The sequence below is a fragment of the Erythrobacter tepidarius genome, assembly GCF_002155695.1.
Classification (GTDB): Bacteria; Pseudomonadota; Alphaproteobacteria; order Sphingomonadales; family Sphingomonadaceae; genus Erythrobacter; species Erythrobacter tepidarius.
Genome location: NZ_MUYJ01000005.1, coordinates 158,955 through 172,023, shown reverse-complemented (window position 1 = coordinate 172,023; position 13,069 = coordinate 158,955). Strand labels below are relative to the sequence as shown.

The window sequence follows — 13,069 nt, the reverse complement described above, 5'->3', positions numbered from 1 at the left end:
TCAGCCCCCCATCCGCATGATGTCCTGATAGGCGGTGAGCAGCTTGTTGCGCACCTGCAAGGTCGCCTCGAAGGCAACGCCCGCTTCCTGCCGCGCGAGCATCACTTCCGCGATGTCGGTCACTGCGCCGCGTTCATAGGCGACCTGCATGTCGGACGCGCGTTGCTGCACCGCATTGACCTGCCTCAGCGCGTTGCCGAGCGTGGCGGCAAAGCCTGCGGCAGGCGCGGGCGCGGGGCTGGCGGCATGCGGCTGTTGGCTCGCGGCGCGCACCTCCTGCAAGGCGGCACTGCGGGCGAGCACCTGGTTGCGCAGCGCCATCACGTCGGCGGGCCCGAAACCGGGGCGGATCACGCTCATGCCCGGGCTCCTGCAACCATCCCGTTCGCCCGCATCGAGGCGAGGCGGTAGCGCAGGGTGCGCTCGGAGATGCCGAGGCTGCGCGCGGTGGCGCTGCGGTTGCCGCCATGGCGGTCGAGCGCGGCAAGGATCGCCTGGGCCTCCGAGGCAAAGGCAACCTCGCAAAGCCGGCGCGCCGGGGCGGACTGCGGGGCAAGGACCGGTCCGGTCACGCTGCGCACTGCCGTGTCGAAGACGATATGTTCGGGCGCGATCACGCCGCCCTCGCCGCACAGCAGGATCGCGCGGCGGATGACGTTCTCCAGCTCGCGGACATTGCCCGGCCAGGCATGGCCTTCGAGCAGCGCGAGCGCGGCCGGATCGATCCAGCCGGGGCGACCCGGCGCAGCGGCATGGCGCAGCAGCATCCCGAAGGCGAGCGCGGCAATATCGCCGGGGCGCTCACGCAGCGCGGGGATGCGCAGGGGAAAGACGTTGAGGCGGTAGAGCAGATCCTCGCGGAACCGCCCGGCCGCAGCCTCGGCGGCAAGATCGCGGTTGGTGGCGGCGATGATCCGGACATCGACCTTGAGCGGTTTGGTCGCGCCAAGCGGGAGCACCTCGCCTTCCTGCAGCGCGCGCAGCAGCTTGGCCTGCAGGGCCAGCGGCAGTTCGCCGATCTCATCGAGCAGCAGCGTGCCCTTGTCCGCAGCGCGAAACAGCCCGTCGCCGGCCTCGGCCGCGCCGGTGAAGGCACCCTTGCGGTGGCCGAACAGCAGCGCTTCGAGCATCGCTTCGGGCATGGCCGCGCAATTGACCGCGACAAAGGGGTTCTCGCAGCGCGGCGAAAGGCGATGGATGAAGCGCGAAAGCACTTCCTTGCCGGTGCCGGTCGGACCTTCGAGCAGAACCGGAATGTCGCTGGCAGAAAGGCGTTCGGCGAGGGTCAACAGCGCCAGCGACTGTGCGTCGCCGGCAATCGGCCAGCCGCCATGGGCGGCGGCGGCGAGCAGCGCGGGCCGCGCGGCCTCGGGCGCGGCGGGATCATAGGCCAGCGTGATGCGTCCCGGGGCGGCGAGCGCCAGCTGCGGGCGATCGGCATGGGCAAGCGTGATCGCGGTCATCCCCTTGTGCGCCAGCCCGCTGGCCAGCGCCGGCGGGATCGCCTCGCCCAGCACGATCCGCTCGCGCTGCCAGGTCGCGCCCATCAGCGGCAAGGTGATGCCGGTCAGCCCATCGTGCGCGGCGCTCGCACTATCCGGCTGCGGCGCGGGCGCAAGGCGCGCGGGTGTCGAAGCTGGAATGTTCATACTGGCCCCTGTTTGTGGTCCGGACGGTGTTTGCCGGTGGCAATCCCTTGCCGCGCGGACGTCCAAGATGTTGCAAATTTAAGCCCCCGTAGCTTCCCCTAGTCGCCGGGGAGCGGTGAGGAGCAAGGCGCGCCGTGCGGCGGAGGGCGCGGGCGGCGAGGGCTTGCCGGGTCGGCGGCAAACCGGCCGCTTAAACATCCCGGCAAGCGGCCGCTCTAAGGGCCAGCAGCGACGGGCCTGTTCGTCCTGCCTGACCATTCGGGAGTTTCGACAATGAACGTGATCAACACCAATACCTCGGCCATGCGCGCTTCCAACGCCAGCACTGCCGCGGGCAAGATGCTCGGCACCGCGATGGAGCGCCTGTCGACCGGCAAGCGCATCAACAGCGGCGCCGACGATGCCGCCGGCCTCGCGATCGTCAACTCGATGACCTCGCAGATCCGCGGGATGCAGCAGGGCGTGCGCAACGCCAACGACGGCATTTCGCTCGCGCAGACCGCCGAAGGCGCGCTCAACGAAGTGACCAACATGCTCCAGCGCATCCGCGAGCTGGCGGTGCAGGCCGGCTCGGACACCTATCAGGCCACCGACCGCGACAATATCCAGGCCGAAGTTGACCAACTGACCGCGCAGATCGGCCAGGTCGTCGCCAACACCCAGTTCAACGGTGTTGCCCTGTTCGACGGCTCGGTGACCACCATCACCGTGCTCGCCGGCGCCAATGCTGCCGATACCGTCGACCTGACGCTCGACGATCTCACCACGCTCACCGCCGGCGCCGGCGCGGCCGGCTCGTTCGACGTGACCGGCGCCGACGGCTCTGCCGCCCGCTCCGCGCTGGCCGACATCGATGCCGACATCGCCAGCATCTCGACCACCCGTGCGACGCTGGGTGCCGGCCAGAACCGTCTGCAGTCGGCGGTGAACAACCTCACCAACGTCGCGACCAACCTGACCGACGCGCGCTCGCGGATCCAGGACACCGACTATTCGGCGGAAACCACCGCGCTCGCCAAGGCGCAGATCCTCGGCCAGGCAAGCACCGCGATGCTGGCCCAGGCCAACCAGTCGCAGCAGAACGTGCTCTCGCTGCTGCGCTAGGCCTCCCCGCCTCGCCTGCCGCCCGCTGCGGCGAAGGCGACCAGCAGGCCCGGAGCCTTCTCGGCTCCGGGCCTTTGCGCCTGTCCGGGCCGGTGCGCCGGGCGCGGACGCAAAAGCGGTTTGCTTCCCGCCCGATCGGGAGTAGGCTTGGCCTTCGGGGTCGATGCGCGGATTGCCGCGCCGAGGGGGAAAATGACGATCACGAAAAGGCACGTCGTCCGGAATGCGTCGGTCTTGCTCGCCGTCACAGCCATGGCGATCGCGCCGATTTCCGCGAAGAAGGCAGACTCGCGGCGCGATCTCGTCGGGGCGCGGGGCGCGCGCGCCGAGGACGTGCTGCGCGAGCGTGGCCTGCGCGTGGTCGACAGCTACGATTCGGGCCGGAAAATCCATTCGATCTGGAACAGCCTGCGCGGCCGCGAATGCGTAGAGATGACCGTGTCGAACGATCGGGTGGAGGGCATCAACGATGTCCGCGGCCACCCGCGCTGCCGCTGGTGAAGGCTAGGTCGCGCGCGGCCGTTCCATCCGCGCGTGCTGGCATTGGGGAGGTGAGAACGTCATGCGCCCTTCTGCAACAGCTGTGATTTTGCTCGGGGCAACGGGGGGCGCCGCGGCGCTGCTTTCGGCCTCCGCCCTGTCGCAATCCGCCACCCCCGGCCCGGTGCGCTATGCGATGGATGCGGCGACCATCAGCGGGATGGGCGCGATGATGGGCGGCGGTGGCGGCGGCCTCGGCGCAATGATGGGCATGTTGCGTGGCGGAGCGCCGCAGGCGGTGCGCACGCTCGAACTGCACCACGGTGCCGGCACGACCGCGCCCAAGCCCGAAGCCGATCATTTCATGCCCAAGGGTGCGGGCCTCGGCGCCTCGGTCAAGCTGCTTCCGCCTGCGCCGCAAGGCAGGGCCGAGGGCGAAATGGCGTTCGAACGGCCCAGCGGGCGGCTGCTGCTCTACTGGGGCTGCGGCGAGCGCGCGCCCAAGGGCCAGCCGGTGGTGATCGACTTTGCCAGGCTCGCCAAGGGCGAAATCCCGCCGGGCCTGTTCATGAGCGGGGTCAATCTGCCCGAGGACTGGCAGGTGGGGATCGCCAACAGCCGCACCTACACCACCTGGCCCAACGGCAAGGACAGCAAAAGCCTGCCGGCCCAGGCTTCGCTGCTCGGCGCGCACCGGATAGCGGCGAACTATTCCAAGGAGATCGCCTTCACCCTGGGCGAAGACTTCATGCCCCCCTTGCAGGCCAGCACCACCAACGCGGCAGGCGGCGGCCGCACCCTGACATGGGCGGGGCTGGACAAGGCCACCGGCTATTACGCCTGGGCGATGGGCGCCAAGGATACCGGCCGCGGCGGCACGCCGACCGAGATGGTATGGTGGGCATCCTCGCAGCAGCAGGCTTTCGGCGGCCCGCTGTGGCAGTGGATTTCGCCCGCCAGCGTGCGCAAGCTGATTGCCGCGGGAACGGTGTTGCCGCCCGAACAGCGCGATTGCACCATCCCGGCCGAGGTCATCAAGGCCAGCGGCGAGGGACTGATGATACATCTTCAGGCCTATGGTCCGCAGGCCGATTTCGCCTATCCGCCCCGCCCGGCCGACACCCGCAAGCCGTGGAGCCCGGAATGGATCGCCCGCGTGCGCTTCCGCTCCTCGACCATGCTGATCCCCGGGATGGAAGGGATGGGCGCGATCGGCAGCGCGGGCCAGTCGCAACCCGAGGCGCGGCCCCGCAAGCCCAAGTGCAAGGGCCTCAAGGGCTTGGCCGAGCGGGCCGCGGGGCTGTGCGAATAGGCGCTAGGCCCAGTCGCCCAGGAGCGGGGTGAATTCGTCGACCCGAATCGACTGCCACACCCCGCCGGTGAGATAGGGATCATCGGCGAGAATCGCGCGCGCGGCCGCCTCGTCCGCCGCCTTGACGATGAGTAACGAGCCGATGATCAGCCCGTCGGCCCGCTTGAGCGGGCCGACGATCACGAAATGTTCGGCATTGGCGTGGATGAATGCGAGATGCGCCGGGCGGTGGATCGCGCGCAGGCGGCCGCCGTCCTCGCCATCGCGGCAATGAAAGCAGAACATCCGCATGAACGTGACCCCTGTTGATCGCCCGGCAGGCTAACCGGCCCCCGCCCACCAATCAAGGCGCTGGCGCGAAGCCCGTTGCAAACACCGAACTTGAAGCGCAGCCTGATGGCGTCCAGAGGGCCGCTTTCGCTCCCGAATCGTTTCAGGTGAAACCAGATGGCCGACCATTCGCTCGCCGCCGCCCAAGCTTCTGGCATCGATCGCACCGACCTGCGGCGCGCCTATCGGCAAGAGGAGGAAGCCTGCATCGCCGAGCGGCTGGAGCAGGCCGCGCCGGCAGCACAAGGGCATGAGGCGGCAGCGCGCCTCGCGATCGCGCTCATCAAGGGCGCGCGCAGCAAGAAGGCCAGCGGGATCGACGCCTTCCTCCAGCAATATGGGCTCGACACGGAGGAGGGCATCGCGCTGATGTGCCTCGCCGAGGCGCTGCTGCGCGTGCCGGACGCGGCCACCGCCGATGCGCTTATCAAGGACAAGATCGGCGCCATCGAATGGGGTGAGCATCTGGGCGAAAGCGCCTCGACCTTCGTCAACGCGGCGACCTTCTCGCTGATGCTGACCGGCGAAGTGCTCGATCCGCCGGACGCGCGCCAGCGCGGCATGGGCGCGGTGCTCCGACGCGCGATCAGCCGGCTGGGCGAGCCGGTGATCCGCACCGCCACCGCGCAGGCGATGAAGATCCTCGGCGGACAATTCGTGTTCGGCCGCACCATCGACGAGGCGTTGAAGCGCGCCGCGCCCGAACGTGCGCGCGGGATAACGCATTCCTTCGACATGCTGGGCGAGGCGGCGATGACCTTCGCCGATGCCGAGAAGTACCGCTGCGCCTACGAGCAGGCGCTGACGCGGCTGGCGCGCGAAGCAGGCGCGGGCGTTGCCGGATCGCCGGGCATTTCGGTGAAGCTTTCGGCGCTGCATCCGAAGTATGATGTCTTCCACGCCGAGGCCGCCAAGGCCGCGATGGTGCCGGTGATCCGCGGTCTTGCCGCAAAGGCACGCGATGCCGATATCCACTTCACGATCGACGCCGAAGAGGCCGAAAGGCTCGAACTCAGCCTCGACATCATCGAGCAGCTGGTCGCCGATGACGATCTGTTCCGCCGCCCCGATGGCAGCCGCTGGGAGGGCTTCGGCTTCGCCATCCAGGCCTACCAGAAGCGCGGGCTGTGGGTGTGCGACTGGGCCGCCAAGCTCGCGCGGCGGCATGGGCGCAGGCTGTTCGTGCGACTGGTCAAGGGCGCCTACTGGGACAGCGAGATCAAGCTCGCGCAGGTGGGCGGCCATGCCGACTATCCGGTTTTCACCCGCAAGCTCGCCACTGACGTCAGCTACCTTGCCTGCGCGGCGCGGCTGTTCGCGCACAGCGACGTGATCCACCCGGCCTTCGCCACGCACAACGCCTATACGATCGGCGCGATCAAGCAGCTGGCTGGCGGCAAGCCCTTCGAGTTCCAGCGCCTGCACGGGATGGGCGAGGAAGTCTATGACGCGCTCCACGCGCTCGAGGGCAACCAGCGCACCCCGGTGCGGATCTACGCGCCGGTCGGCGGCCACAAGGAACTGCTCGCCTATCTGGTGCGCCGCCTGCTGGAGAACGGGGCCAATACCAGCTTCGTCAACCGCTTGGGCGATGCCGACATTCCCGCCGAGCAGCTGGTCTGCGATCCGGTGGCGGAACTCGCGGCGATGAACCCGCGCCGCAATCCCGCGATCCCGCTGCCCCCGGCGATCTTCGGCGCGCGGCAGAACAGCGCGGGCATCGACCTGAGCGACCCGCTGCTGCGCGAGGAGCTTCTGGCACGGCTGGCGGCGCTGGCGCAGGCCAAGTGGAGCGCCGGGCCGACCTTCACGCTCCCCGAAGCCGGGCCGGTAACGACCATCACCTGCCCGCAGGACCGCGCGCAGGCGGTCGGCACGGTCCGCGCCGCGACGCCGGCGGAAATCGCCCAGGCCTTCGACAAGGCCGCCGCGGTTCAGCCCGGCTGGGATGCGCTGGGCGGCGAAGCGCGCGCGTTGCTGCTGGAGGAAGCCGCGCGCCTGTTCGAGGCGCACACGCCCGAATTGCTCAGCCTGTGCCAGCGCGAGGCGGGCAAGACCCTGCTCGACAGCGTGCTGGAGGTGCGCGAGGCGGTCGATTTCCTGCGCTACTACGCCGCCGAGGCGCGGCGGCAGTTCACCACGCCGATCATGCTGCCGGGGCCGACCGGGGAGGAAAACAGCCTCAGCCTGCACGGGCGCGGGGTGTTCGCGACGATTGCGCCGTGGAATTTCCCGCTGGCGATCTTCATCGGCATGGCCTCGGCCGCGCTGGCGGCGGGCAACACGGTGCTTGCCAAGCCCGCGCCGCAGACCCCGCTCATCGCCGCGCTGGCGATCCGCCTGTGCCATCAGGCCGGCATCCCGCCCGAGGCGCTCCAGCTGATCCCCGGCGGCACCGAGGTGGGCGCAAGCCTCACCGCCGATCCGCGTCTTGCCGGGGTCGCCTTCACCGGATCGACCGCCACGGCCCGCGCGATCAACCGCGCGCTGGCGATGCGCGACGGCCCGATCGCCACCCTGATCGCTGAGACCGGCGGGCAGAACGCGATGATCGTCGACAGCTCGGCCCTACCCGAACAGGTGGTGCGCGACGTGATCGCGAGCGCCTTCCAGAGCGCCGGGCAACGCTGTTCTGCGCTGCGGGTGCTCTATCTTCAGGAAGATGTCGCCGACACCATGCTGGAAATGATCCGCGGCGGGTTTGCAGCCCTCACTCTGGGCGATCCGGCCGATCTTTCGACCGATGTCGGCCCGGTGATCGACGAGGCGGCGCGCGCCCGGCTCGAAGCCCACGTCGCGGACTGCACGGCCAAGGGCTACCCCGTCACCCGCCTGCCGCTGCCCGAGGCCTGTGCGAAGGGCTGCTTCGTTGCGCCGACGATCATCGAGGTGCCCTCGATTGCTGCGCTCGACGACGAGCATTTCGGCCCCGTCCTGCACGTGGCGCGCTTCCGCGCAGGCGAATTGCCGCAGGTGGTGGCGGACATCAACGCCACCGGCTTTGGCCTCACCCTCGGCCTGCACAGCCGCATCGCCGAGACCCGGCGCTTCGTGCAGGCCCACGCGCGGGTCGGCAATTTCTACGTCAACCGCAACCAGATCGGCGCGGTGGTGGAAAGCCAGCCCTTCGGCGGCGAGGGCCTGTCGGGCACCGGCCCCAAGGCCGGCGGCCCGCACTACCTGCTCCGTTTCGCCACCGAAAGGGTGATGACGATCGACACCACCGCGGCGGGCGGCAATGCCAGCCTGCTGGCCGCGGGGTAAGCGCGGGTTTACACCGCTTAGACGAGGAAGTGCGCCGCAACGGCGGTCAGCCGAGCCGGCTGGCCTGGAAAGTGATCCGGCTCAAGTGCCGATCGGCACCGCAAGGGTTGCAGCCGGGCGGGATTGCTGGAAAAAGGGGGCGGCCCATGCGCTTGTGCCTTCTCCGCCGCGCCGCGCACCTGCTGGCGATCGCTGCGCTCTGCTGCAGCTCGGCCGCCTTGGCCGAGGTGAGGATCCATTTCCATTCCTTCAACGGATCGGTGCTGTGGGGGCGCTATCCGCACGCCTTCGTGGTGATCGACGGCACGCTCGCGGCCAACGGCAAGCCGGTGAAGGAAACCTACGGCTTCACCCCCAGATCGGTCGTGGCGGCCGCCACCCAGGACTGGGTCGAGCATCTGGTCGAAGGCGAGGACGAGAAATATGTCCGCTCCACCAACCGCCATTTCTCGCTCACGCTAACCGATGCGCAATATTTCGATGTGGTGCGCGAAGTGCGCCGATGGAGCATGGAGCCGGGCAAGCGCTACAGCCTGAGCGATCGCAACTGCATCCATTTTGTCGGCGCGCTGGCCGAGCTGCTGGGCCTGAGGGTGGAATATCCGAAAGACATGATGCGCCGCCCGAAACGATGGCTCAATCACATCGTCACGCTCAACCCGCAGCTCGGGGCCAAGCCGATCTGACAAAAGAGGGGGAGTAACCGCCCGGCACGCTTGCCATGCGGCAATGCCTGTTCAATCACTCGGGCATGGCGATTCTTTCCGACAGATGGATCCGCACCCAGGCGCGCGAACACGGCATGATCGAACCCTTTGTCGAGGCCCAGCGGCGCGACGGGGTGATTTCCTACGGCCTGTCGTCCTACGGCTATGACGCGCGGGTCGCGCCGGAATTCAAGATTTTCACCAATGTCGATTCCTCGGTGGTCGACCCCAAGGCCTTCGATCCCAAGAGCTTCGTCGACCGCGAGACCGATGTCTGCATCATCCCGCCCAATTCCTTCGCGCTCGCCCGCACGGTCGAATATTTCCGCGTGCCGGAAGACGTTCTGGTGATCTGCCTCGGCAAGAGCACCTATGCGCGCTGCGGGATCATCGTCAATGTCACCCCGCTCGAGCCGGGCTGGGAAGGCCATGTGACGCTCGAATTCAGCAACACCACGCCGCTGCCGGCGAAAATCTACGCCAACGAGGGCGCGTGCCAGTTCCTGTTCCTCAAGGGCAACGAACGCTGCGAGACCAGCTACAAGGATCGCGCGGGCAAATATATGGGCCAGCGCGGGGTTACGCTGCCGCGGCTCTAGGCCCAGGCTTTGCTCCGATTCTCGACTGAGGCACCTGCCTCGCACATCACTCCGCGCAAAGGAGACCCCCTATGAACACCCGCGAATTCGACATCATCGTCTATGGCGCCACCGGCTATACCGGGCGGCTGGTGGCGGAGTATCTTGCGCACCATTACGCCGATCGCGCGGACGGGCCGAAGTGGGCGATGGCCGGACGCAGCCGCGCCAAGCTGGAGGAGGTGCGCGACCTCATCGGCGCACCGGCCACCACGCCGCTGGTGGTCGCCGATGCCGATGACCACGCCGATCTCGAAGCGATGTGCCTGCGCACCCGCGTCGTCCTTACCACGGTCGGCCCCTACCAGCTCTACGGCGACAAGCTGGTGGCGGCCTGCGTCAAGACGGGCACCGACTATGCCGACCTGTGCGGCGAACCGGCGTGGATGGCGGCCAAGATCGCCGAGCATCAGGCCGCCGCCGAAGCCAGCGGCGCGCGCATCTGCTTTTCGAGCGGGTTCGATTCGATCCCCTTCGATCTCGGGGTGATGATGACCCAGAAGGCCTGCGTCGAGCGCTTCGGCAGGCCCGCCCCGCGCATCCGCGGCCGGGTGCGGGCGATGCAGGGCACCTTCTCGGGCGGCACCGCGGCAAGCCTTGGCGCAACGATGAAAGCGGCGGCCAGGGACGTCTCGGTCATCGGCATCTTGCGCAATCCCTTCGCGCTGACGCCGGGTTTCGAGGGGCCGGCCCAGCCCTCGGGGATGATCCCCGCCTATGAGGAGGATCTCGGCAAGTGGTCCGCGCCCTTCGTGATGGCGCCGATCAACACCAAGAACGTGCACCGCACCAACTTCCTGCTCGGCCACCCCTATGGCACCGACTTCCAGTATGACGAGATGATGCTGACCAGCCCCGGCGAGGCGGGCAAGGCAGCGGCCCACGCGGCGCTCGAATTCATCAAGAACCCGTTCGGTGCCAAGCCCCCAAGGCCGGGCGAAGGGCCGAGCAAGGAGGAGCGCGAGAACGGCTTTTACGATCTCGTCTTCGTCGCCGACATGCCCGATGGCCAGCGCCTGCAATATGGCGTGAAGGGCCGCTACGATCCGGGCTATGGTTCGACCAGCCGGATGCTGAGCGAGACGGGCATCGCGCTGCTTGCCTGCACCAAGCCGGGCGGGATCGGGACGCCGGGGTCCTTCCTTGGCGAGGCATTGGTGAAACGGCTCGAAGAGCACGCCGAGCTGACCTTCGCCCTCGAAGCGTGAAACGAGAAAGGGCCGCCGGAAATAGCGGCGGCCCTTTTGCGACCCTCGCGCGGGCGCGGTTGAAGGTGCCTCAGAAACTCAGACGCACGCTCGCGCGGAAATTGCGCCCCACCAGCGGCACAAAGTCCTTGGTGAAGCTGGCATGGCGGCGGCCGTTGACATCGAAGATGTTGTCGGCAGCCAGCTGCACGGTGACATTGCGGTTGTCCGCCAGCGGCCGCCACGCGAGCACCGCGTTGACCAGCGTGAAGCCCTCGGTCGGGGTTTCGAAGGCGGTCACCTTGTTCTGATCGTCGAACCACTGCACCTCGCCGCGCAGGTCGAAGGCGTCGGTCTGGGCCTCGAGCGCGCCGAGCAGGCTGAGCGGCGGGATGCGCGGCACGGCGGTGCCGTCGGCGAGTTCGGCCTCGACATAGGAGGCGCGCAGATCGGTCAGCAGGCGGAAGCTGCCGGTGTCGACCAGCGGATAGGAGAAGTCCGCCTCGATCCCGAAGAAATCGGCATCCTGCTGGAGGTACTGGAACACCGGCAGACCGTCTTCCTCGGCCCCGGTCTCCTCAAGGAAGATGTAGTTGTCGAACCACTGCTTGAAGACGGTGAGGTTGAACGTCCCCGCGCCAATCGCGCCGCGGGCATAGGCTTCCACACCCCACGCGCTTTCGGTGGTAAGGCCCGGATCGCCGATCTCGAAGGCCTGGGTGGCGACATGCGGGCCATCGGAGAAGAGTTCCTCGGCGCTCGGCGCACGTTCGGCGTGCGAGCCGTTGATGCCGATGCGGACGCCCTCGATGCCTTCATAGACCACGCCGAGCGCGCCGGAGAAGGTGTCGTAGTCGTTCTCGATACCCAGGGTCTGGGCCTTGACCTTGGTGAATTCGGCCCGCGCGGCGGCTTCGATCTGGAACGGGCCCGCGCCCAGTTCCTGGAGGGTGAATATCGCCACCTGATCGGTGAGGTTCGGCGGGATATAGGCTTCCGCGCCCACGGCGGAGAAGTCGCGATGGGTGTATTGCAGGCCCGTCGCGCCGCGCAGCGTGCCTTGGGCGTTCTGCACCAGTTCGGCGCGGGCTTCGATGCCGGTCGAATCGAACACCGTGCCCACCGCGTCGCCTTCGAATTCGGTGTGGGTGTAGTCGGAGTAGCCGACGCGCAGCTTCAGCCGCTCGAAGGCGCCCTCGCCAAGGTAAATGTCGCCCTTGAAGTCGGCGCGAAACTGTTCGAGGCCGATGGTGACAAGCTCCTCGCCCGCCTCCTCGCCGGCGGCTTCCGCTTCGCCTTCCTCGCCATGGTGGTGGCCCGCGCCCGGTCGGGTGGGGACACCATAGCGCGAATCGTAATAGCCGAGCGATGCGCCGAAGGTGCTCTGGCCGAGGACCAGGCCGAGACCGGCGTTGACCGTCCAGCTTTCCGCCGCGCTGTTGGGCACGGTGCCGCGCACGCCGGCGGCCTCGCGCAGCTCCTCGGCATCTTCAAGCTCGCCCGCGGCCTGTTCCGCTGCCGCATCGGCGAGCAGATCGGCGCGCAGCGCCTCGGCGACCTGGAAGCCGCCGATGTCGATATCATCGCTCTCGCGCCACGAGCCGTCGAGGTGGAACACGAGGTTCGAGCCGATCCCGACATCGACGCTGGCCGCGCCGGTGCGCATGTTGGTCGCGCTGTCGATGCCGCCGAAGGCATCGATGTGGACGGCCTCGTCGGGCATCCGGGTCGGGATGCGCTTGTCGATCACGTTGACCGCGCCGCCGATCGCCTGGCTGCCGTAGAGCAGCACCGCCGGGCCGCGCAGCACCTCGATCCGCTCGACCGTGATCGGGTCGATGGTGGTGGCATGGTCGACCGAGGTGTTCGAGACGTCCGCCGTGCCCACCCCGTCGATCAGCACGCGCACGCGCTCGCCCTGCTGGCCGCGCAACACGGGGCGCGAGGAGCCGGGCGCGAAGCTGGTGGAGGACACGCCGGGGATCTTGGTCAGCAGATCGCCGATCTGTCCGGTGACCATGTCGCGCTGGATATCGCGCACTTCGAGCACGCTGGTGCCGGCAAGCACGTCAAGCTCCTTGAGGCCCGAGGCGCTGACGATGATGTTGCCGGTGCCGTCGCTCTGGCGATTGTGGAGATCGTCCTCGACCCGGGGATCGGCATCCTTGGCATTGTCCTGCGCCAGCGCCGGAGCGGCAAGACCGCCAAGACCAAGCACCGCAACAAGCGCGAGGCGGGACGGAAGGTGGCGGAAATGATGAGTCATGCTGCTTCCCAATGTTTTAATGTGATAACGTATCGCCCAGCTAGCGGGCTTGGCGCAGATTGCAAGGGCCAACAGCCGGACGGGCGAGTGGAGTCGACCAAGTGCGGCGCGACGGCGTCAACCGGCGCCCGG

General features: G+C 68.2%; 11 protein-coding genes. 7 read left to right on the top strand and 4 right to left on the bottom strand.

Annotated features, from left to right (window positions below):
* Together fliE and BZF61_RS06615 are read right to left on the bottom strand one after the other, a co-directional pair.
* Nucleotides 1–360 carry a flagellar hook-basal body complex protein FliE gene (fliE, locus tag BZF61_RS06620; protein WP_086617904.1) on the bottom strand — a complete coding sequence of 120 codons (360 nt, stop codon included), beginning with the start codon at nt 358–360 and terminating at the stop codon, nt 1–3.
* Nucleotides 357–1,649, bottom strand: a complete 1,293-nt coding sequence (locus tag BZF61_RS06615) for a sigma-54 interaction domain-containing protein (protein WP_086617902.1) — start codon at nt 1,647–1,649, stop codon at nt 357–359. The genes fliE and BZF61_RS06615 overlap by 4 nt, the downstream gene beginning before the upstream one ends.
* Nucleotides 1,650–1,922: 273 nt before the next feature.
* Between BZF61_RS06615 and BZF61_RS06610 the strand changes: the two genes are divergently transcribed.
* The 3 genes from BZF61_RS06610 (at nt 1,923) to BZF61_RS06595 (ending at nt 4,545) form a co-directional block, all read left to right on the top strand.
* Complete coding sequence (locus BZF61_RS06610) at nt 1,923–2,753, top strand: flagellin N-terminal helical domain-containing protein (RefSeq protein WP_086617901.1); 831 nt, start codon at nt 1,923–1,925, stop codon at nt 2,751–2,753.
* Between the two features lie 147 nt (nt 2,754–2,900).
* On the top strand, nt 2,901–3,254 hold the full coding sequence (locus BZF61_RS06600) for a hypothetical protein (protein WP_143736947.1): 354 nt from the start codon (nt 2,901–2,903) through the stop codon (nt 3,252–3,254).
* An 82-nt stretch (nt 3,255–3,336) separates the two neighbouring features.
* Nucleotides 3,337–4,545 carry a hypothetical protein gene (locus tag BZF61_RS06595; protein WP_245804532.1) on the top strand — a complete coding sequence of 403 codons (1,209 nt, stop codon included), beginning with the start codon at nt 3,337–3,339 and terminating at the stop codon, nt 4,543–4,545.
* Nucleotides 4,546–4,548: 3 nt separating this feature from the next.
* Here BZF61_RS06595 and BZF61_RS06590 read toward each other — a convergent pair whose 3' ends face one another.
* On the bottom strand, nt 4,549–4,836 hold the full coding sequence (locus tag BZF61_RS06590) for a YciI family protein (RefSeq protein WP_245804531.1): 288 nt from the start codon (nt 4,834–4,836) through the stop codon (nt 4,549–4,551).
* A gap of 156 nt (nt 4,837–4,992) precedes the next feature.
* On the opposite strand from BZF61_RS06590, the gene putA reads away from it, so the two are divergent.
* The 4 genes from putA to BZF61_RS06570 all read left to right on the top strand — a co-directional run bounded on the left by putA (nt 4,993) and on the right by BZF61_RS06570 (nt 10,692).
* The gene (gene putA, locus BZF61_RS06585; protein ID WP_086617894.1) at nt 4,993–8,139 is read left to right on the top strand and encodes a bifunctional proline dehydrogenase/L-glutamate gamma-semialdehyde dehydrogenase PutA; all 3,147 of its coding nucleotides are present in this window, start codon (nt 4,993–4,995) and stop codon (nt 8,137–8,139) included.
* Between the two features lie 146 nt (nt 8,140–8,285).
* Nucleotides 8,286–8,825 carry a hypothetical protein gene (locus BZF61_RS06580; protein WP_086617892.1) on the top strand — a complete coding sequence of 180 codons (540 nt, stop codon included), beginning with the start codon at nt 8,286–8,288 and terminating at the stop codon, nt 8,823–8,825.
* Nucleotides 8,826–8,890: 65 nt separating this feature from the next.
* Entirely contained in the window at nt 8,891–9,445 is a 555-nt protein-coding gene (gene dcd, locus BZF61_RS06575; protein ID WP_086618015.1) for a dCTP deaminase, read from the top strand.
* A gap of 71 nt (nt 9,446–9,516) precedes the next feature.
* A complete protein-coding gene (locus tag BZF61_RS06570) occupies nt 9,517–10,692 on the top strand; it encodes a saccharopine dehydrogenase family protein (protein WP_086617890.1) in 1,176 nt (391 codons plus the stop codon).
* Nucleotides 10,693–10,762: 70 nt separating this feature from the next.
* On the opposite strand, the gene BZF61_RS06565 is transcribed toward BZF61_RS06570, so the two are convergent.
* Nucleotides 10,763–12,937 (bottom strand): TonB-dependent receptor, encoded by a 2,175-nt coding sequence (locus BZF61_RS06565; RefSeq protein ID WP_086617889.1) that lies wholly within the window; start codon nt 12,935–12,937, stop codon nt 10,763–10,765.
* Between the last annotated feature and the right edge of the window lie 132 nt (nt 12,938–13,069).